At 72.1% G+C, this 19,934-nt stretch carries 19 protein-coding genes; 4 read left to right on the top strand and 15 right to left on the bottom strand.

From position 1 onward, the window contains the following. Nucleotides 1-46: 46 nt before the first annotated feature. The 3 genes from AB0P17_RS30615 to AB0P17_RS30625 all read right to left on the bottom strand — a co-directional run bounded on the left by AB0P17_RS30615 (nt 47) and on the right by AB0P17_RS30625 (nt 2,418). On the bottom strand, nt 47-1,234 hold the full coding sequence (locus AB0P17_RS30615) for a DUF418 domain-containing protein (RefSeq protein WP_365815845.1): 1,188 nt from the start codon (nt 1,232-1,234) through the stop codon (nt 47-49). A 58-nt stretch (nt 1,235-1,292) separates the two neighbouring features. Next, entirely contained in the window at nt 1,293-1,961 is a 669-nt protein-coding gene (locus AB0P17_RS30620; RefSeq protein WP_365815847.1) for a lysophospholipid acyltransferase family protein, read from the bottom strand. A gap of 247 nt (nt 1,962-2,208) precedes the next feature. Further along, complete coding sequence (locus AB0P17_RS30625) at nt 2,209-2,418, bottom strand: hypothetical protein (RefSeq protein ID WP_365815849.1); 210 nt, start codon at nt 2,416-2,418, stop codon at nt 2,209-2,211. A 243-nt stretch (nt 2,419-2,661) separates the two neighbouring features. On the opposite strand from AB0P17_RS30625, the gene AB0P17_RS30630 reads away from it, so the two are divergent. Both AB0P17_RS30630 and AB0P17_RS30635 read left to right on the top strand, forming a co-directional pair. After that, the gene (locus AB0P17_RS30630; RefSeq protein WP_365815851.1) at nt 2,662-3,486 is read left to right on the top strand and encodes a helix-turn-helix transcriptional regulator; all 825 of its coding nucleotides are present in this window, start codon (nt 2,662-2,664) and stop codon (nt 3,484-3,486) included. After that, nucleotides 3,483-3,698, top strand: a complete 216-nt coding sequence (locus AB0P17_RS30635) for a DUF397 domain-containing protein (RefSeq protein WP_365815853.1) — start codon at nt 3,483-3,485, stop codon at nt 3,696-3,698. Before AB0P17_RS30630 ends, AB0P17_RS30635 begins: the two co-directional genes overlap by 4 nt. Here AB0P17_RS30635 and AB0P17_RS30640 read toward each other — a convergent pair. The 6 genes from AB0P17_RS30640 to AB0P17_RS30665 all read right to left on the bottom strand — a co-directional run bounded on the left by AB0P17_RS30640 (nt 3,671) and on the right by AB0P17_RS30665 (nt 8,681). Further along, a complete protein-coding gene (locus AB0P17_RS30640) occupies nt 3,671-4,624 on the bottom strand; it encodes a type II CAAX endopeptidase family protein (protein WP_365815855.1) in 954 nt (317 codons plus the stop codon). The two genes, AB0P17_RS30635 and AB0P17_RS30640, sit on opposite strands and share 28 nt — an antisense overlap. A gap of 126 nt (nt 4,625-4,750) precedes the next feature. After that, nucleotides 4,751-5,395: a hypothetical protein gene (locus AB0P17_RS30645; protein WP_365815857.1), complete on the bottom strand. Its 645-nt coding sequence runs from the start codon at nt 5,393-5,395 to the stop codon at nt 4,751-4,753. After that, nucleotides 5,392-6,639 carry an MAB_1171c family putative transporter gene (locus tag AB0P17_RS30650; protein ID WP_365815859.1) on the bottom strand — a complete coding sequence of 416 codons (1,248 nt, stop codon included), beginning with the start codon at nt 6,637-6,639 and terminating at the stop codon, nt 5,392-5,394. The genes AB0P17_RS30645 and AB0P17_RS30650 overlap by 4 nt, the downstream gene beginning before the upstream one ends. A 53-nt stretch (nt 6,640-6,692) precedes the next feature. Then, nucleotides 6,693-7,292, bottom strand: a complete 600-nt coding sequence (locus tag AB0P17_RS30655) for a toxin (RefSeq protein WP_365815861.1) — start codon at nt 7,290-7,292, stop codon at nt 6,693-6,695. Between the two features lie 174 nt (nt 7,293-7,466). After that, the gene (locus AB0P17_RS30660; protein WP_365815863.1) at nt 7,467-7,982 is read right to left on the bottom strand and encodes a hypothetical protein; all 516 of its coding nucleotides are present in this window, start codon (nt 7,980-7,982) and stop codon (nt 7,467-7,469) included. Nucleotides 7,983-8,294: 312 nt separating this feature from the next. Then, the gene (locus AB0P17_RS30665; protein WP_365815865.1) at nt 8,295-8,681 is read right to left on the bottom strand and encodes an NAD(P)-dependent oxidoreductase; all 387 of its coding nucleotides are present in this window, start codon (nt 8,679-8,681) and stop codon (nt 8,295-8,297) included. Nucleotides 8,682-9,164: 483 nt separating this feature from the next. Between AB0P17_RS30665 and AB0P17_RS30670 the strand changes: the two genes are divergently transcribed. Next, entirely contained in the window at nt 9,165-10,070 is a 906-nt protein-coding gene (locus AB0P17_RS30670) for a DeoR/GlpR family DNA-binding transcription regulator (protein WP_365815867.1), read from the top strand. A 59-nt stretch (nt 10,071-10,129) separates the two neighbouring features. Here AB0P17_RS30670 and AB0P17_RS30675 read toward each other — a convergent pair whose 3' ends face one another. The 5 genes from AB0P17_RS30675 to AB0P17_RS30695 form a co-directional block, all read right to left on the bottom strand. Then, nucleotides 10,130-10,453, bottom strand: a complete 324-nt coding sequence (locus tag AB0P17_RS30675) for a hypothetical protein (RefSeq protein WP_365815869.1) — start codon at nt 10,451-10,453, stop codon at nt 10,130-10,132. Between the two features lie 38 nt (nt 10,454-10,491). Then, the gene (locus tag AB0P17_RS30680; protein ID WP_365815871.1) at nt 10,492-11,613 is read right to left on the bottom strand and encodes an ABC transporter permease; all 1,122 of its coding nucleotides are present in this window, start codon (nt 11,611-11,613) and stop codon (nt 10,492-10,494) included. A 151-nt stretch (nt 11,614-11,764) separates the two neighbouring features. Beyond that, complete coding sequence (locus tag AB0P17_RS30685) at nt 11,765-12,817, bottom strand: peptidoglycan DD-metalloendopeptidase family protein (RefSeq protein WP_365815873.1); 1,053 nt, start codon at nt 12,815-12,817, stop codon at nt 11,765-11,767. Nucleotides 12,818-12,923: 106 nt separating this feature from the next. After that, nucleotides 12,924-14,237 carry an AbfB domain-containing protein gene (locus AB0P17_RS30690; protein WP_365815875.1) on the bottom strand — a complete coding sequence of 438 codons (1,314 nt, stop codon included), beginning with the start codon at nt 14,235-14,237 and terminating at the stop codon, nt 12,924-12,926. Nucleotides 14,238-15,027: 790 nt separating this feature from the next. After that, nucleotides 15,028-15,843: an SDR family oxidoreductase gene (locus AB0P17_RS30695; protein ID WP_365815877.1), complete on the bottom strand. Its 816-nt coding sequence runs from the start codon at nt 15,841-15,843 to the stop codon at nt 15,028-15,030. Between the two features lie 121 nt (nt 15,844-15,964). On the opposite strand from AB0P17_RS30695, the gene AB0P17_RS30700 reads away from it, so the two are divergent. Beyond that, nucleotides 15,965-16,555, top strand: a complete 591-nt coding sequence (locus tag AB0P17_RS30700) for a helix-turn-helix domain-containing protein (RefSeq protein ID WP_365815879.1) — start codon at nt 15,965-15,967, stop codon at nt 16,553-16,555. Between the two features lie 61 nt (nt 16,556-16,616). Here the strand turns inward: AB0P17_RS30700 and AB0P17_RS30705 are convergent, their stop codons facing one another. Further along, entirely contained in the window at nt 16,617-19,658 is a 3,042-nt protein-coding gene (locus AB0P17_RS30705) for a SpoIIE family protein phosphatase (protein WP_365815881.1), read from the bottom strand. Nucleotides 19,659-19,934: the final 276 nt, after the last annotated feature.

Genomic DNA, 19,934 nt, shown 5'->3' on the forward strand with positions numbered 1-19,934 from the left:
CCGGTACGAGGGGCCTGTCCCGTTGTCGCCGACTGCCGGTCGGCGTCTAGCGTCGCCGCAGCGCCCACCGCTGGACGGACTCCAGCGGCCCCGCCGTGAAGCACCGCAGCCACAGCGTCGAGCCCGCCATCAGCGCCGCGCACACCGCCGCCCACAGGCCCATCACCCACCACGGGTGCCAGGACGGGCCGAGCCGGTCGGCGAGGCCGAGGCCGATCCCGTACGAGACGAGGACGCACAGCAGGTTCTGAAGGACGTACGCCGACAGGGCGGTCCTGCCGACCGCCGTGAGGCCGTTCAGTACGGGCCCCGGCCTGCGGACCCGGTCCACGAGGGCGCCGAGCAGGCCGAGGTAGCCGAGGGCGGTCAGCGGGCCTGCCACGTACCGGTCCAGGAGGAAGAAGTCCGGCCCGGCCCAGGACGCGGCGACGGTGAGCGGGAGCCCGAGGCCCAGACCCCAGGCGAGCAGCCTGCCACGGATCCGGCGCCCGGTGGCGTCGTCGCCGAACGCGCCGGCGCGGAAGAGCCGTACACCCAGCAGGAAGAGGAAGACGAGCAGGAGGAACGTCAGCACCGGCTCCATCCGGAAGACCGCCGCGTGCTCGACCCGGAAGCCCACCTGATCCAGGTAGGACCCGCGCGCGTACAGTTCGGCCACATCGCGCGGAACCCCGGAGTCCTCCTGCGGCCCGGACGCCGCCAACGCGGCGGTCAGCAGCCCCATCAGGGCGAGATGCGCCCCGGCCGTCCACCACATCACCCGGCGCAGCGCGGCCTCGGAGCGGGTCAGCAGCCGGGCCACGAGCAGCGCGGTCACCGCGTACCCCATCAGGACGTCCCAGGCGAAGACCAGGAGGAAGTGCGCGGTCCCCTCGGCGAACAGGAAGAGCGCCCGCCACCGGTACCGCCCCGGCCACGGCTGCCCGCGCCGGGCGGCGGCGGCGTACTGGATGGCGAGGCCCGCGCCGAACAGGACGGTCAGCAGGGACAGGAACTTGCCGTTGGCGAGGAGCCGCACGACGGACTCGGCCGCGTCCGCGAACGACCCGAAGGACGTCCCGGCCGTACCGCCGCTGAGCACGCCCCACTCCGCGGTGGGACCGGTGAAGATCCACACGTTGGTCGCCAGCGTGCCGAGGATCGCGGCGCCGCGCGCCACGTCGAGCAGCGGCAGCCGGGCGGTGCGGGCGGGTGCCGCGGCTGCGGCGTCCGGAGAGGGCAGGGTGTCGGTCATGCGTCTCATCGTCCGTTCGCGCGGCGCCGACCGCGTCGTGACCGGAGACGAGATGGCACTACACAGAAGGATGTACGGTCCCGCCCAGCCGCTCCACCGCCGTGCGCCACGCGTCGGTCACCGCCCGGCGGGCCTGTTCGGCGGCGGTGACCGGGTCCCCGGCCAGCGTCACCGGCCGCCCGACGTGCACATGGAGCGCGGGGCGGCGCCCGGGCGCGGTCAGCAGCCCGGCGACCTGCTTCCCCGCGCCACCCGAACTGACCCGCCGCGCCCCGGCCTGCCCCAGCGGCACGACCGCCGCCCCGCTCTCGCGGGCGAGCCGCGCGATCCCGAGCCGGAACCGCTCGGGCGCCGCCTCCCCGGAATCGCCCCGCTCCGGCAGCCCGCCCTCGCCGTAGATCAGCACACACCGCCCGGCGGCGAGTGCCTCCCGCGCCCCGTCCAGCGCCTCACCGGCGCGCGGACTCCGCCGGTACACCGGCACATGCCCCTCCCGCGCGAGCACCGCCCCGAGCCCCGGTATCCGCCACAACCCGGCGGTGGCCATCACCACCGGCTCAACTCCCAACCGCCGCAGGGCGGCCAGCACCAGGGCGGGATCGAAGAGGCTGGTGTGATTCGCCGCGACGATGCTCCCGGGCGCGGGGCCGCCGCCGTCCTCGGCGTCGGTGGTGACGGTGAGGGAGCCGAAGGCGGGCACGAGGCGGTGGGCGATGCTGCTGAGCACGTACGGTCCTCCGGATCGGGGCGGGTCGGGCACCTGCTGTTCCGATGGTCACCCGGAATCCCCGCGACCGCGTGAGTAGCCGTACTCATCGGGGCCGTGGGCCGAGCCGGCTTGCTGTAGCGGTAGTCCCGCGTGCTGGGACTACCGGTACGGGTGCCGGGCGGTCACTGGCCCCTGCGGGTCCACCACGGCGCACCGGCCTTTCGGTCGGCTGCAAGCCATGCCCGGACCGCAGCCCGTACGGTCTTCATCGCGTGTCCGCCTCGAAGTCGATGCCGGTGCGGGGCTGTTCGGGGTCGTCCGGGCGACGGTAGTCGGGGCAGACGGTGTTGCCGCACTCGCAGGGCGGCCACGTGAGCGGTGCGCCGGGGGCGGTCTTCTTCACGACCAGGACTCCGTCGGTCCCGTACGTCTCGATGAGCAGCGACAGGCGCCGCCGGGCCTCACTCCGTGCCATGGCCGGGCCTCCTCCCGACGGGTGCGTGGAGATGGTCCGTGTCGCTGTGGGCGCGCGACGTCCGTTGAACCGTCATGGCCGCTCCTTGTCCGGCTGGTGACTACCCCGGTTGTGTACTGGGTGTAGCTAGTTGGTCACGGAGCGCCGCTGATTCCAATAGAATTGCCCTACTTGAGCGGCATCGTGCAAGGCGGCTGCCTGCTGGGATGCCGCGTGTGATCAGTGGAGCGAGAGGTCACCGCAGTGGACGAGACGACCCCGGCCGAGCAATTGAATCCACTCCAGCGCTTCGGACTTGACGTCAGAACGGTCCGGCTGGGACGGAAGCTGACGCAGAAGCAGTTGGGTAAATCGGCGGGCTACTCCGAGGCGTACGTCAGCCGCGTGGAGAGCGGGCAGTGGATGGCCAGCGAGAAGTTCGCCAAGGGCTGCGACCTGGTGTTCGGTACGAACGGACTCTTCGCGGGTCTGCTGCGGAGGATCGACGAGGGGGACCATCCGAGCTGGTTCGCGCCGTATCTCGATCTGGAGCGGAAGGCGACGCGGATACTCGACTACTCGTCCAACCTTGTGATGGGGATCCTCCAGACCGAGGAGTACGCGCGGGCCGTCTTCGATGCGTACTTCTCTCATGGAGTTGTAGAGGTGATCGAGGGCAAGGTGGCCGCGCGACTGCGACGGCGCGAGGTGTTCGAGCGGGAGAACCCGCCCCTGCTCTGGGCCATCCTCAACGAAGCGTGCCTGAGGACGATCGTGGGCGATGCCGCTGTCATGGCCGGGCAGCTCGCGTACCTGGCGTCTGCCGCCGCGTCGCCGCACATCAAGCTCCAGATCATGCCGTTCTCCGCAGGCGCTCCGGCGGCGAGCAGCAAGCCGTACACCCTGCTCCAATTCGCGGACTCCCCGACCGTGTTGTACACGGAGACCCGGGTAGGGGGCAGGATGCACGACTCCGCCAGGACGGTCACGGTGGCGCTCGATGACTATGATCTGCTCAGAGCGCACGCGTTGTCGCCGGATCGATCACTGACCCTGATCAGGACCTTGTCGAAGGAGTACCGCGCATGAGCGCCGGCTCGAAGCTCGCTACCGCCCAGTGGGTCAAGTCCTCTTACAGCGACGCCAACGGCGGACAGTGCGTCGAGGTCGCCGAGGGTTTCCCCGGCGTGGTCCCCGTACGCGACAGCAAGGTCCCCGAAGGGACCCCGCTCGTTTTCCCGGCCGGCGTCTTCGCCGCGTTCGTGGCCGCCGTTCAGGACCGTACGCTCCCGAGCTGCTGATCAGGAGTGGCCGCGGCCGGCTTGGGCTGGTAGCCCAGGCGGCCCCGGGTGGCGATGAGCAGGATGACGGCCACCACGCCTGAGGCGATCAGCGAGATCCGGCCGGCGTTGCTGTGGTCGAAGTCGACTGTCGGGAACATGTCGGACGCCGCCACCGAGGCGAAGTTGTTGATGCCCACGTGGAGCAGGAGTGCCATGGGCATGCTCTCGCCCGTCCGGTTGAACACCCAGGTGATCACCAGGCTGATGGTCGTCGCGGCCAGCACGAACTCGGCGATGGCGAGGGCACTGATGTGCGGGTAGCCGCCCCACTCGCTGAAGAACAGCGGCAGGTGCCACACGCCCCAGAGCGGGCCCAGGATCAGCGTGCCCACCAGGGGTCCGAAGCGGTCCTGGAGGCGCGGGAGGGCGAAGTCCCGCCAGCCGGGCTCCTCCGAGAGGCCCGTCGTGAGGATCTGGATGAGCAGCATGGGGAGGTACGCGACCACCACCGCCGCCGAGGGGAACCGGATGTCGCCGCCGGACAGGGGGAGCGTGGCGAGGATGAGGGCCGCGGGCACGCCCACGATGATCCCGGCGTACCAGCGCCAGCTCACCCGCCACTTCGTCAGCCGGCCGACCCACCGCCTGAGCCCGTCCTGGCCCTCCGTGGCCGCGGTGACGAGGAACGCCGACAGGATGGGGCCCAGGTAGGCGCCGGGCAGGACGCCCAGGAACTGGGTGGTGCCGAGGAGCGCCGGGAAGCGGAAGTCCCAGACGCCGAGCCCCGTGGCCGAGAGGATGTACGGCGTCCACGCGATCCAGCTCAGCACCATCGCCCCGGCGAAGAACCAGAGCATGGGGCGGCGGTCGATCGCGCCCCGGATCCCGGACTTCCGGGGCTCGGTGGGCGCGTGGGCGAGAGTCGGATGTTCGTGGAGGGTCACGGTGTTCCTCTGCGAGAGGGTGGCTTTCGGTGTGATCAGCACACCAAAAACCGGGCCCCGGGGTCATTCCCGCGCACTGCCGAAGGTGGGGTGGAGTCCGCTCCACCCCCCGGCGCCCGACCGGCGTCAGACGAAGAGGAACGCCGCCGCCGTCGAGGCGCCCAGCGCCGTGCCCGCGAGCGTCTGCGCGACCGTGTGGTAGGTGAGGGCCACGCGGGACCAGCAGACCGCCGCCACCAGCGTGTACGCCGGCAGCCACCACGGGGAGTGCGCCGCCGCGAGGAGGGCCACCAGGCCGGAGGCCACCGCCGCGTCCACGGAGATCTTCCACACCGTGTTGATGATCAGGATGCCCACGGTCATTACCCAGAGCGCGAGCATCGTCGCCAGGATGCCGGTCGGGGCGTTGCCCAGCACCATCGCGAGCGCCCCGGTGCCGATCGAGCCCAGGATGACGAAGAAGATCGGCGCGCGCTGCGTACGGTCGACCACGTGGCGGTCGCCCCACGCGCCGCGTTTGCGGCGCCATTCGATGTAGCCGGCGGGTATGAGCCCCGCGCACAGCGCCGCCAGCAGCCCCCAGGGGATCCCGGTCCAGTCGCCCGCCGTCGCGAGGCCGATACCGGGCATCGCGGCCAGGATGATGTTGCGGGGCTGGAGGATGTTCGTGACCGCGAGCGCCCACGGCCGGTCGGGGGTCACGTACGGCTGGGGAGCCTCCGCGTCGGTGGTGGACGGGGTGTCCGTGGTGTTGGTGGTGTCGGTGGTCATGCCGGCTGCTCCATGGACGCCAGCACCCGCCGCGTCCGCTCGTCGGTGATGGTCCGGTACGCGGCGGCCACCCGCGTCAGCCAGGCGACCTCGTCGTCCTGGTCGGCGGCGTGCTGCGGCTCCACGGCCGCCGCCGGGCCGGCGGGCGCGCCGTCGGTCCTGGCGGTCAGGGCCGCCTTGATCCAGTACGCGTCGGCCAGTGGGCCGGCCTGTTCCGGGTCGCCGGTCTCGGCCGCCGCCGCACTCTTGGCGGCGGGGAGCAGGCTGTCCGGTACGTAGTGCCGCAGCTTCTCCATCGCGTCCGCGATGTCCGCCGCCCACCGGTCCACGCGCAGGTCCGCCGGGGTGTCGAAGCGGGTCAGCTCGCGGGACAGCGACGCGGGCGGCTCGAACGGCTGGTCGGGGAAGGCCGTCATCAGCTCGTACCAGAGCGGGTGCAGCGCGGCCTGGGCCCGCCACAGCCTGGCCCGCCGCCACCCCTTGCTGAAGGCGGGGATGGACGCGCCCAGCGCGAAGAAGGCGAAGAGCACGATCTGCGCGGCCTCGGTGACCTCGTCGAAGGTGAGCGCGAAGGAGGGGCTGGGGGTGTCGACGACGCTGACCCACATGAACAGGGTCCGGCTGACGGTGTAGCCGACGCCGATGAACATGGCGAACGTCATCATGCCGAGCCCCACCCGCAGATGGCGCAGCGTGGCGGCGCCGGTGGCCAGCGCCCACTGATAGGCGCAGACGGCCGAGGCGGCGCCCAAGTAGAGGTAGAACACGCTCATGTAGAGCGTCGCGCCCCACTGGCCGGCGTGGTCGGAGACGAAGCGGTCCGACGGTACGGAGCGGTCGACGACGGTGAAGAAGAGGACCGTGAGCAGGATCAGCGTGGCCACGGACGCCTTCGCCGCCACGTGCTGGACCGTCCGCGCGAACCGTACGTGCCGGGGGACGTCCCCGTCGTCCGGGTAGCGCCCGTAGATCGCGACGATGTAGCTGAGAATGGCCAGAATCGCGATGGTCGCCGTGTAGTGCTTGATCAGTACGGCGAGATCCGTGACGGGGCTGTTGTTGAGGCTGATCCGTACGATCCGGGTCTTCGTCCACAGGGCGATCGCGAACCCCGCGTAACACCCCCACAGCGCGCGTCGGCGCTTGTCCTCCTCGTCGCCCCAGAGCGCGGCGGGCATGCGCCACAGGGCCACGGCCGTCATGAGGCCGGCGATGAGATATCCGGCGAGGTCGAGCGCGGTCACGGGCGTCCATCCTTCAAGGAGCGGTACGGGAGGGGGTACGTACGGGGCGCGGGTTACGTGGGGGGCGGGCCGGGGCTCTCGGGGCCCGCGCCCGGGCCGCCGCCCCTGCGGCGGTACGCCACCGGCCGGGAGAGGGAGTTGGCCAGCCTGCCCACCACGTCGTCGCTCGTCAGGTCCCTGGCCATCCGGGGGATGAGCGACGCGCCGAACTCCGCCACCCGCTCGTCGTGGGCGTCGTACTGCGCGCGTGCCTGGATCGTCGGCGGTTCGTCAGTCGCGAGGACGCGGCTGATCAGCGAGGTGTCGAAGACGGGGAGGAAGCGCCGCAACTGCTCCTCGTCGAGCCCCGTACCGTGGTCGAACCACTCGTGGCACAGCTCGTGCAGGATCACGTGCTGGGTCTGGTACGCGGTCGGGCGCCGCCGGTACAGGACGAGGCTGGTGTCACCGGCCGAGATGCGCAGGCCGCACGCGGCGTCGAGGCGGGCCAGGGCGTCGGGGAGTTCGTGCAGCACGATCGTACGGCCGCGCGCCGCCGCCATGTTGGCGACCAGGCCCTCGACGGTGAACGGGGTGGGCAGGGGCAGATCGGCGAGTCCGGACTCGCACTCCCGCCGCAGCGCGCGCATGGATCGGCTGGAGCGCATGGACATGGCAGCCCCTTGATCGTCGTCGCGCGTGCGGGTGGCATGCGGTCGGCGATTCTAGCCAAAGGACATGTGCATGCCCGCTCTGCGCATCGGGATCCGGCTGATCTCGACAGCGCTCCCGGACGGCCTCCGGACGGCCTCCTGGGCGGCTTCCCGGACGGCCTCGCGGACCCCGGGTCAGGCGCCCGGCCCGGTTCCCGTGTCGGGTCCCGAGGGCGGCCGCTGGTCCCGCTGGGCCGCCTTCGTGTCCTCCAGGAGCGAGAGCGCGAACTTCAGCAGCTCGGGCGGGAGCCCGCCGTCGCCCAGGCCCCGCGCGGCCAGCCCGCTGATCTCGCCCGTACGGCGCTTCACGAGGAACTGGAGGCCGGCCACGACCTCGTCCACGACCTCGGACTCCTCCTTGAAGAAGCGCCAGTCGACGCCGAATCCGAGCCCGAGCGCCCGCAGGATGTCCTCGGAGGGGTGGGTGACCTTCCCGGCGAGGATGTTGGAGAAGTAGCTGTGCGAGAGGGATCCGCCGCGTTCCTTGACCAGATCCGCGAAGACCCGGCCGGAGATCCGCTGGTCCGGGAAGGTCTTCTCCACCATGTACTCGACCTTCTGCTGCAGCGTGCGCAGTTCGGGGGTCTCCTCGCCGGCGGATCGCCGGTCGGCGGGGCGCTGCTCCGGGACCTGCCCGTCGCCGCTGTCCATGCAGCCCCCCCTACGTCCACGTACGGCTTTGGTCAACGGGCCCGACTGTAACGGACCCTGAGGCGGTGGGGCACCGTCGGCGGTGAGAAGTGGAGCGTCCTGGTCCAACCCGCAGTACAGGGTTGCGCAAACAATCACGGGCGCTGTTAACTCAAGAAAACATGGGCAGGGGACCACGAGGGGAGTCCCCTGCTCATGGCAGCGCGCGCCCGCGAAAAGGCCCCGGTCGCCTGGGGCGTACCGGGGCTGTAGAGCTTTGGGCAGAGGTGTAGCCCTTCGCGACGGGGGATGCACGAAGGGCTACGCGAGCCATTATGACACCTTGTCAGCGCGTTCGACAGCCGACCTGCCAAAGAGTGTCTGTTTTTGCAGGTCGGACGCGTCTCTTCGATGCCGGACAGGTTCTTGGGCGGTTGGGGGCCCGGTGGGTCGGAGGTGGGCCAGAGGTGGGTCGGAGGCGGGTCGGATCACCGCGTTCGCCGGCTCCTCGCCGCGCAGGACGCGCACCACGTCGGCCGCGACGGTGGTGCCCATCGCCTGGTTGGCCTGGTCGCTGAATGCCGCGCAGTGCGGCGGCAGTACGACCCCGGGCGCGTCCAGGAGCCGGTTGCCGACGGGCGGTTCGCTGCTGAACACGTCGATTCCGGCGCCGCCGAGGTGCCCGCTGTGCAGCGGATCGGTGAGGGCCTCCTCGTCCACCAGGCCCCCGCGCGCCGCGTTGAGCACCGGTGCGCCGGGGCCGCCATGTCCCGTATCTCCTTGGTGAGTTGTGCCTCGCCGAGGGGGTGGGTGAAGGCGCTGCGGCGGGCCGGGGCGCCGGCGGTCCCGAAGACCTCCCGAGGGGCGCGGGAAGTCTGGCCGAAACTGGGCGTTGTCACGAGGATCTGATCACGGTCCAGACGGTCAGCGAGGTGGTGCCGAGGGCCGGGCCGCCGATGGGCCGGAGGGTGCTGCGCGCCGCGGCGGTGCCGCCGATCGTCATGCTTCTCCCGCCTGAGTGCCCGCCGTTGGGCGTGTTCGGCCCGTATCTCGCCTGCCGAGATTGCGTGGTGCGTGCATATCGCTGGCGTGACTGCGTGATGCGCGCGAGGATCTGTGTGGTGTCTTCTGTGCAACGGGGACAACGAGCCGTGCCCGGCCCGTAATCTGTCCGGTGACCCGGGTGACCAGAGGATGACGACGATGGATCCGCAGAACGCCCCCCAGGGCCCGCACGACGCCGCCGCCCCCGGCCCTGCCGACGGCGCGGTGCCCGGCTCCGGCTCCGCGCCCGGCTCCGGCTCGGGTTCCGGCCATGGTCCCGGGGCCCCCGCCGGTGCCGAACGGCTGCGGGCGGCCGACCGCCGTGAGCTGATCCTGCGGATGGTCGCCGCCGACGGCACGGTGGCGGTCGAGGAGCTGGCGCGCACCCTCGCCGTCACGCCCTCCACGATCCGCCGCGACCTGGCCCACCTCACGGAGCAGGGCAAACTGGCCCGTACCTACGGCGGAGCCATCACCCCGGGCCACACACCCGAGCCCTCGCTCAATCAGCGCTCGGGGCTCGCGGTGGCGGAGAAGGACCGGATCGCGCGCTGGGCGGCTGCGCGGATCGCGCATGGCGATACGGTCATCCTCGACGCGGGCACGACGACCGGCCGGCTCGCCCACCACCTGCGCGGTCAGAGCGAACTCACCGTCATCACCAACGGGTTGACCACCCTGGTCGAGCTGGCCGAGGCCGACGGCGTCGAGGTCATCACCCTCGCCGGCACACTCCGCCACGTCAGCCACGGCTTCGTCGGCCCCCTCGCCGAACTGGCCCTGTCCCGGCTCACGGCCGACAAGGTCTTCCTCGGCGCGGACGGCCTCGACGCCAAGCTCGGCATCTGCGAGGCGAGCCTTCAGCAGACGTCCCTTAAGGAGCTGATGGCGGCGCGCGGCGCGGAGCTCTACGTCCTCGCGGACAGCAGCAAGTTCGGCCAGCGCCCCTTCACGGCGTGGGCGCCCCTGGACCGCGCGTGGACCCTGGTGACGGACACCGGCGCGACGGACGAACAGCTGCGGCCCTTCCGGGAGTTGGAGCACGTCACCGTCGTCATGGTGTGACCCCCGCCGGGGCCCGCGGGGCCCGTCATGAGGCCGAGGAGATCACGAGCCGGAGAGGATCACGAGCCCGAGGAGATCACGAGCCCGAGCGTCGGCACCAGCGTCACCAGGAGGCTGACCGGCCAGTACAGCGGCCAAGCCACGGGGATCCTGCGCCGTACGGGGCGGTTGGCGAGCCACCAGAGCAGAGCGAACCCGACCACCGGCGCGAGGAACACCAGCAGGACCGCCGTGCCGTCGTTCTCCGTCGGGTTGCGCATCTCCCCGCCGTACTCCGCGAGCGGCCCGTTCGCGAGAAAGTACCAGAGCAGCCACGTCGCGACGACAGCGGGAACTCCCAGGACCAGGTTCATGCCCACGGCGGTCAGCCACCACTTCCACATGCGCCCAGTATGTCCGGGGGCCGCACCGGACCACGGCCCTACTCCGCCTTGATGGCCCCGAGCAGGTCGAGGCGGGCGGCGCGGCGGGCGGGCCAGAGCGCGGCGAGCATGCCCACCAGGCCCGCCAGCGCCAGGAAGACGGCCAGGCGCCCCCAGGGCAGGACGAGTTCGAGGCCCGGGGTGTCGGAGGCGAGCAGCCGGCATCCGGCCCAGCCGAAGAAGGTGCCCAGACCGATGCCGAGGACACCGCCGAAGAGGGAGATGGTCAGCGACTCCAGCCGCACCATGAGCCGGGCGCCCCGCCGGTCCAGCCCGATGGCGCGCAGCATGCCGATCTCCGGGGCCCGTTCGACCACGGACATGGCCAGGGTGTTGATGCCCCCGAGGACCGCCACGACCACCGCCATGGCGAGCAGCCCGTAGAGGATGTTGAGCATCATGGTCGTACCGCGGGCGATGGAGTCGGAGAGGTCCTGCTTGCTCTGGACGAGTACGGCCGGGCTGTCGCCGAGCGCCGCGGCGATGCCCCGCCCGACGGCGTAGCCGGGGCCGTCCTCGGCCTTCACCAGGACCTGGCTCGCACGCGGGGTCTCCAGGTGCGGATCGAGGGTGCGGGTGTCCATGACGAGGCCGCTCAGCAGATCGTCCGCCTCGAAGACGCCCGCGACGGTCAACCGGTCGCGCTTTCCGTCCGGGTAGGTGACCGGCACGGTGGTGCCGGTGCGCCATCCGCGCCACTCCGCGGTGCCCGTGGAGACGATGACGCCGCGGCCGCCGAAACAGGCGAGCGAGCCGTCGGTGAAGTCGGGCCGGACCATGCTCCGTACGGTGGCGGCGTCGATGCCCGTCACGTACGTCTCTTCGTCGGCGACGCGGACCGACGCCTCGCGCAGGGGGCTCACGGCGCCGACCCCGTCGACCTCGCGGAGGCGCTGCTCCACCGTCCCGGAGAGCGGTTCGTAGGTGGCCATCCGTACGACGTAGTCCGCGGCGAGGGTGGCGGTGGCCCGCTGGTCGATGCTCCGCTCGCCGCTGACCCCGACCACCGTCAGCGCGGTGATCAGGGTGAGGCCGATGGTGAGGGCCGACGCCGTGGCCGCGGTACGGCGCGGATTGCGCAGGGCGTTCTCGCCGGTCATGATCCGGTCGGCCTTCCGCATGATCCTCGGCGCGCAGCCGGACATGGACGTCGTCGCCGAGGCCGCCAACGGCACCGACGCGGTGGAGGCGGCCCGCCGGCGGGCGCTGACGCCCCGCGTGGAGGTGGAGGTGGAGGTGGAGGTGGAGGTGGAGGTGCAGATGGAGGCGGCTCTAGCTGATCAGGCCCTTCCCCCGCAGGTACGGCAGCGGGGAGACGTCCGAGCCGAAGTCCGGGCCCGTGCGGATCTCGAAGTGGAGGTGCGGGCCCGTCACATTGCCCGTGGCGCCGGAGAAACCGATGACCCGGGAGCCCTCCACGCGCTGGCCGGCGGTGACCCGTATCTCCAGGAGGTGGGCGTACTGACTGTACGTGCCGTCCTCGTGGCGGATGACGATCTGGTTGCCGTAGTCACCGCCCGGGCCCGCCGTGACCACCTCGCCCGGACCGATCGCCCGGACCTCGGTCCCCGTGGGCACGACGAAGTCGATGCCCGTGTGGAAGCCGGTGGACCAGGAGGAGCCCTGCTGGTGGTACGGGGCGCCCGCCGGGCCGACGACGGGGAGGGTCCAGTTGCCCGGCAGTGAGCCGCCGGCCGGGACCACCATGTAGGAGGAGGACTTCATGACGCCGCGTACGTACTCGAACGTCGCCCCGTCCGACCAACTGGCGCGTGGCACACCGCGGTACGTCTCCACGGTCTCCCACCCGGCGTGATACGCGGCCAGGGCCACCTCGATCGGTTTGCCGCGGTAGTCCGGGTGTTCCTTCGCCTTCACGAGGAGCTTGCACATCGCCCGGCCCTGCGACGGTATGGCGTCGGCGGGGTCCCAGACGTCCACCCGGCCGTCCTCGTTGGCGTCGTACCCCTCGGCCTCCCACACGTCCGGCCGGAACTGGGCGATGCCCTGTGCCGGCGGACGGTCCCCGGATTCGATCGACTGGGCGCGCGCCTGGAAGTTGCTGCCCTGCTTGAGCTGCGCCGCCAGGACGGTGGCGGGCAGCTTCTGGTCGCAGTCGGCCGCCGCGTCGAGGATGAGCTGCCCGTACTCGGGGGGCACACCGCCGTCGCCGGCCTTCAGCTCGGTCCCCATCGGCGCGGGTGCGCCGAGGTCGGCGTCCTCCCCGTCGTTGACCGACGAGATCAGCAGAAAGCCGAGGCCGACCGCGATCGGGGTCATCACCAGCCCGGCCATCACCGGGACGATCCAACGCGCGTTTCCCATCGGTTCTCCCAGGACGGGTGTTCGAAGTCCCGACGGCGCACGACCCTATGCCATCGGCCGGTCAGGACCGGACCCCGCCCTTCTCTCCCAGGCAGGGTCCGGGCCGTCAGCCGGAGACCATGCGGAAGGCGGTGTCCGCCCGGTAGAGGCCGCTGTTCTGGTACGGGTCCAGCCAGAGCTGGAAGTCACGGTGGCGGATGAAACGGCCGGGGTAGTTGACGGACTCCAGCATGATCGTGCCGTTGCCGACGGAGCGCGGGCAGAACGTGGCGTCCTTGCGGAAGGTGCCGCCGGTGTCGGAGTCGGCGCGCAGCCGGAAGTTCGAGTGGCGCAGGTAGCGGCCGTTGCTCAGGGCGAAGGAGTAGCAATTCGAGTCGGTGAGGCCCTCCTTGACGGTGAAGGCCGCCGCACCGCGGCTGACTCGGTCGAGATAGCCGACGCCGTTGCCGCGTATGTACCAGTAGCGGTCCGGGTAGTTGACGGCCTGCATGGCCGCCGTGCGGTCCGGCGAGGAGGTCGGCCGGCCGATCGAGCCGCCGTTCCAGCCGCTGCCGCCCCCGCTCCCGCCGTTCCAGCCACTGCCGCCGTCGCCCCAGCCGCCGGCCGATCCGGGGCCCGGGGCGGGGTTGCCGCCGGAGCCGCCACCGGATCCGGAGCCGGAGCCCGACCCGGAGCCGCCCGACGCGGAGTCACCCTTCTCGCCGTCGCCTTTGCCGTCCGCGCCGCCGGTGGTGGCGCCCTTACCGTCCTCGGAACCCGGTTCGCCGGTCTTCGCGGCGCGCGGCGGGTCGTTCGCGGCCTCGCCGTGCTGGACACCCGGGGAGACCGCGGACTCGGCCTCCGACAGGGACCCCGCGGAGTCGCCGCCGTCGCCCGGATTGCCCTCCGGGGGCTCGGGGTAGCCGCGCAGCCCGGGGACGGTCGCTCCGGTGATCGGCGCGGCGGCCTTCACGGCCTCCCGGTCCTGCGATCCGGCCATGACGACGAGCGTGGCGCCGCAGGCGAGCGCGGCGGCCCCGGCGAGCACGGTGACCCACAGGGAGCGGCCGTGCTGCTCGGGCTGCTCGAACGGGATCCGCCCGCCCGGCAGTGTGCCAGGGCCCGGACCGGGCGGCGGCCCCGGCGGCGGCACGGGCAGCAGCGCCGAGGGCCCGACCGAACCGCGCGGCCAGCCGAGCCCGTTGGGCGGCCCCTCGGGGGGCAGCCGGCCGGGGTCGGTGCCGACGAGGGGGGTCGCGGAGATCACGGCGGTGGGCGCGTCCGGGGCCGCCGGGGCGTTTCCGGGCGCGTCCTCGAAGAGTTCCAGGTCCGACGGGTCGGGGCCGGCGGACGGATCGGGTGCGCGCAGGGCCGCGAGTTCCTTGCCCGGACCGTGCGGGGGTAGGGGGCCGGCCGCTGGTGCGGGGGCGTGAGCGTTCACGGGACCGTGAGCGTTCACGGGGCCGTGAGCGTTCACGGGTCCGGGCGGGCCCGCCGGGGCGGGGATTCCGCCCGGAGGCACGGGAACGGCGCCCGGCTCGTCGGCGGGAGATCGCTGATCGATGGGCCGAGTGGGGTCGGCACCGCTCATCTCTGACATGCGCAGCTTGCCTCCAGCGTCGCCCGCGGGGACGGGGGACGCGGATCCGTGACCGAGTTCCGGGATCAGAGGTCCGGGATCTGCGATCGGTCGGCAAAAGGGGAGGGGGTGAAGAGGGGGAGGGGTGGAGACGGGGGAGGAGGTGGGCGTCGCGGTGGACGCGGATGGCCCAACGAGGCCAGGGGTGTGGCGTGTTGGGTGTATGCAGTGTGTTGCTTCGGTGTGACAGGTGGAAGAGTAGTGGACCAAGTGACCTTTGCGTAAAGGCTGCGGCGCCTGGTTCCCGGGCCGCAAACACGGAAGGGTCGGTTTGGCGCGATGAATTGCCTCGCACCGCCTCGCGATCTCCGCGCGTCTGCCGAGGTCCCGACGGGTCTGGCCTCGGGCTGACCCGGACGGCGATGCTGGCACCGAATCGCCGCCCGCGCCCGGCGATCGCTCAGATATGGCGAAATTCATACGCTCCCGAGCCCGCCCCGGCGCGTATCGGCACCCCCCGGCGCGTATCAGCGCCCCTCGGTGTGTGCGGTGCCTCCTCGGTGCGTACCGGCGCCCGCCCCGGCGCGTATCGGTGCGCCCTCGGTGTGTCTCGGCGCCTCCCCGGCACGTATCGGCCTGCGCCCCGCAGGGGTCAGTGCGCCGTGGCGGGGGCCTGCGCCTCCGCGACGCCCCGGGTGATCCTCCGGCCGATCAGGGCCACCAGTTTGCGCGGGCGGCGCGGGGTGAGGTGGGCCATCGCGAAGTTGCCCCGGCCGGGCACCGCATAGCCGCGGTCGCGGCCGAGCGCGCGCAGGGCCGCGGTGACGACGCTCTCCGGCGTGTCCAACGCCGCCCCGAGCGCCGCCTTCCGGGTGCCGAGCCGCTCGAAGAACGCCGTCTCCACCGGACCCGGCGCGACGGCCAGCACCGTGACCCCCGTACCGCGCAACTCGCTCCACAGCGCGAGGCTGAAGTTGAGCACGAACGTCTTGGACGCGGCGTAGGTCGCGAAGTACGGCGCGATGTTGAAGGCGGCCGTGGAGCTGATGTTCACCACGGCCCCCGAGCCGCGCGCGAGCATGCCGGGGACGAGGGCGTACGTCAGATCCGCGACCGCCACCACGTTCACCATGAGCTCGTCGTGCTCGCGTCCGGCGTCGAGATGCTGGACGCGGCCCGCCGTGCCGAAGCCCGCGTTGTTCACGAGCAGGTCGACGGTGAGCCCGCGCGCGGTCAGCTCCCCGGCCACCCGCGCCGCGGCGTCGGGCGCGGCCAGATCCTGGACGATCACCTCGGCCCGTACGCCGTACCGCCCGCGTACCTCCTCGGCCAGGGCCCGCAGCTGCTCCTCGCCGCGCGCGACGAGGACGACATCGTCACCGCGCGCGGCGAGCCGGCGGACGAACTCGGCGCCGATGCCGGAGGAGGCGCCGGTGACGAGGGCGAGTGGGTTCCTGGTGCTGGTCATGAGTACGTACGCTCCTTCGGTTCGCGCGGCGATACTGCATCTGCTTGTTCTAGCTAAACACATAACTGCAACTCAAAGTAGCAGTTAGCTTGAAAAGTGGACGGTGATGTAACTTCTGTCCATGGCCACCACACCAGGAAGACGCCTCAGGGCGGACGCCGAACGGAGCATGCGCGCGATCATGACCGCGGCCGAGCGGCTGCTCGGCGAGAATCCGGCGGCCACGACCGAGCAGATCGCCGAGGCGGCCGGGGTCGCGCGCACCACCATCCACCGGCGGTTCGCCAGCCGTGAGGCACTGATCGAGGCCATGGAGGCCACCGCCTGGCGAGAGATGGACGAGGCCGTCGACGCGGCCCGCCCGCGCACCGCGCCGCCCCTGGTGGCGCTCCACCAGGCCACCGCGAACATCCTCAGGACCAAACCGGGTTGGCGCTTCACCCTGGCCAGGTCCGTACCGCTGGGCGCGGAGGCGCGTACGCTCCAGGCGTCCGTCATGGAGAAGTGCGACGCGGCCTTCCACCGCGCGAAGGAGGCCGGGATCCTGCCCCCGGACGCCGACGTGGCCTGGGCCCGCCGTGCCTACCTCGCGCTGCTCACGGAAACGGTGGACGGCATGACGGCACCGGCGGGCCCGGACGCCGACGCCGATCCGGACGCGCTGGCGTCACGCCTGCTCGACACCCTCATGCGCGGGGTGGCGACGCGCTGACCGGCGGGGGATCCGGCTCCCGGCCGGGAGCGCCGTGCCGCCCCGGGGACCGGCCTCCGCCTCACAACTCACCCGTGACGAAGTCCCCCAGCGACCCGAAGTCCTCGCCGAGGGCGAAGTCCGCGCCCCCGCCGGCGCCATGTCCCGCGCGGTACGCCTCCGTACCCGGGAGCGCCTGTTCGGTCCAGATGCACTTGCCCGTCGCCGTGTAGCGCGTCCCCCACCGCTGCGAGAGCGCCGTGATGAGCTGGAGCCCCCGTCCGCCCTCGTCCGTCGCCGAGGCGCGGCGGATCCGAGGGGTGGTCAGGCTGCCGTCGCCGACCTCGCAGACCAGTTCGGCGCTGCGCAGCAGCCGGAGCCGTACGGGGCCCTTGGCGTGCCGTACGACGTTGCCGACCAGCTCGCTCGCCAGCAGTTCCGTGGTCATCGCCAGGTCGTCGAGGCCCCAGGCGGCGAGCTGTTCGCGTACGTGTTTGCGCGCCTCCCCGGCCGCCTGCGGACGCGAGGGGAGCGGCCAGGAGGCCATGTGGTCGGCGGCGAGCGCGTGGACGCGGGCGACGAGGAGCGCCGCGTCGTCGGGGGTGCGCTGGTCGGCGGGGAGCAGTCCGGCCGTCAGGGTGTCGCAGAGCTGGTCCAGGTCGGCGGTGGGGGAGGTGTCCGCGCCGCGGAGCAGGTCCGCGAGCGCGGTCATCCCCTCGTCGATCTCGCGCCCCTCCGCCTCGACCAGACCGTCGGTGTAGAGGACGAGCAGCCCCTCCTCCGGGATCGTCAGTTCCACCGTCTCGAACGGCGGCTCGCCCGCGCCGAGCGGCGGGTCGGGGGCCAGGTCGGGGAAGTGGACGGTGCCGTCGGGGTGGACCACGGCGGGCGGTGGGTGTCCGGCGCGGGCGAAGGAGCAGACCCGGGTGGTCGAGTCGTACAGCGCGTACAGGCAGGTGACGAACGAGTCCTCGCCGAGGGCGCCGACGATGTCGTTGAGGTGGCTCATGATCTCGTCGGGCGGCAGTTCGAGGGCGGCCAGGGTGTGGACGGCGGTACGGACCCGTCCCATGGTGGCCGCCTCGGAGAGCCCGTGGCCCATCACGTCGCCGATGACCAGCGCGACCTGCCCGGCGGAGAGCGGGATGACGTCGTACCAGTCGCCGCCGACGTCCATGCCCTGCCCGGCGGGCAGATAGCGGGCGGCGGCCGTGCACGCGGGCACGTCGGGCAGGGTGTGGGGAAGCAGGACGCGCTGGAGTTCGCGGGACCGGGTGTGTTCGGCGTCGTACAGCCGGGCCCGTTCCAGGGCGTGCGCGACGAGGGCGCTGATCGCGGTCAGCAGGGTGCGGTCGCCGTCGGGGAAGGGGCGCGGCCGGTCGAAGGCGAGTACGCAGATGCCGAAGGTGTGGTCGGAGGCGGTCAGCGGCAGGAACGCCCATGCCCGTTTGCCGCCCTCGGCCGGGCGTTCCCGCATCCCGGGGTAGCGCGCCATGAACGCGTCGGCGGAGGAGAGGAAGACCGGCGACGAGGTCAGGATGGCCTCCCAGATCGGCCCGCCCCGCTCGGGTGAGCTTCCGATGATCGCGTCGACGAACTCGCGCCCGTAGCCGACGGATCCGATGTACGAGAGCCGGCCGCTGCCGCCCTCCACGGCCAGCACCATCAGCCCGGCGGCGCCGAACGGTGTCAGCACGCCCCGCGCGACGGCGTCCACCACGTCCCGTGAGCTGGTCGCCCCGGCGAGCGCGGTCGTCAGCTCGGCGATCCGGGCGGAGCGTTCGGCGGTGGCCCGTTCGGTGGCGGCCTGCTCGGCCTCGCGGCGGCGGCGCTCGGTGACATCGGTGAAGTAGAGGGTGACGCCGTCGGGCACGGGAACGAGCCGGAGGTGGTAGCTGCGCCCGTCGGCGGGGGCCGGTACGTCCTCGGCCGCCGGTCCGGTGCCGGGCGCCTGGGTGCCGTGGGGCTCGGTTCCGGCGCCGGGCGTCGGGTCGCCCTCGGGCGGCGGTGCGATGTCCGGCACCCGTACGTCGAAACCGGCGGGGCGGCCCGCGGCGGCGGCCTTCCGGCAGCGTGCCTCCAGGTCGGGCACGCCGTGGACGGAGGGCAGCTTCCACAGGACCCGGCCGACCAGCTCCGCCTCGGAGGAGCCGAGCGTGCGCTCCGCCGCGAGGTTGACGAAGGTGATCCGCCAGTCCTCGTCCACGGCGAGGAAGCCGTCGCTCATGTAGCGAAGGGCACGGCCGAGGGCGTCGCGGGCGGCGGGCGACTCGTTGCTGTCCCAGGCCCGGCCGACCATACGGACCGGCTCCCCCCGGTCGTCCAGGACGACCCGGCCGCGCGCCTGCGTCCAGACGTAGCCGCCGCCGGGGCGCCGTACCCGGTACTCGGCCTCGAAGACGACCCGGTCGCGGATCGACCGCTGGACGGCGGCGAGGGTCCAGGGGAGGTCGTCGGGGTGGACGACCTTGAGCCAGCTCTCGATGCTGTGGAGGAAGTCGGCCGGGTCGGTGCCGTAGATGTCCATGGCGGCGTCGTCCCAGGCCAGCTCGCCGCTCTGGATGTCCCAGTCCCAGGTGCCGACCTGGACGGCCTTCAGCGCCTGCCGCAGCTGCCGCCCGCCCGACTCCTCGCCGGGGGTACGGACCCGCGCGGGCGGCGGCGCCTGCCCCATCCGCTCCTCGGCCCAGGCGACGACGGCCCGCAGGAAGGCCCACTGCGCGTCGGTCGGCCGGCCCTGTTCCCCCATGACGAGGGTGAGCGCGCCGACGGGACGCTCCGGACCGGACACCGGTACGGCCGCGAGCCCCGTTCCCGGCCAGCTGCCGTCGCGCCCGGTGGGCACCCACACCCCGGCCCCGGTGCCGCCACCGGCGCCGCCTTCGCGCAGGGCGCGCGCGGGGGCGGTCGGCCCTTCCTGGTCGATGATCTCCCAGGGCCGCACCAGACGCGGGGGCAGCCCCGTCGAGGAGACGAGCCGCAGCGCGGACATCGGGCCGCGCAGATGCACGGTCCCGCCCAGGCCTCCGAGCTCCGCCACCGAGTGCTGGAGGGCCAGCCGGAAGATCTCACTCTCCGTGACGCCTTCGTCCACGGTGGCCAGCAGATCCAGCCGCGCTTTCATTATTTAAGGCTACATGTCGCGGTATCTGCGGTTGCCTACTTATTGCTGCGAAGTGATGACGGTGCGGGGTGCCGGTGGCCGGTCGGTGTTGGCATGGTCCGGCCAAGATTACGAAGGCCTGAAAGGGGACTTAACGTGACTGAAATACACCTACAGAGCGGCTGGTTGAAATGTAAAGATGATATATGTGAGGTTATGAAGGTTTTTGATTCGTCTTGATTCATCTTCACGTGGTGCGCGCACGGGGGAATGCCCGGGGGTGTGCGGCACGGAATG

The sequence above is a fragment of the Streptomyces sp. NPDC088124 genome (genome assembly GCF_040685895.1).
In the GTDB taxonomy this organism is placed as follows: domain Bacteria; phylum Actinomycetota; class Actinomycetes; order Streptomycetales; family Streptomycetaceae; genus Streptomyces.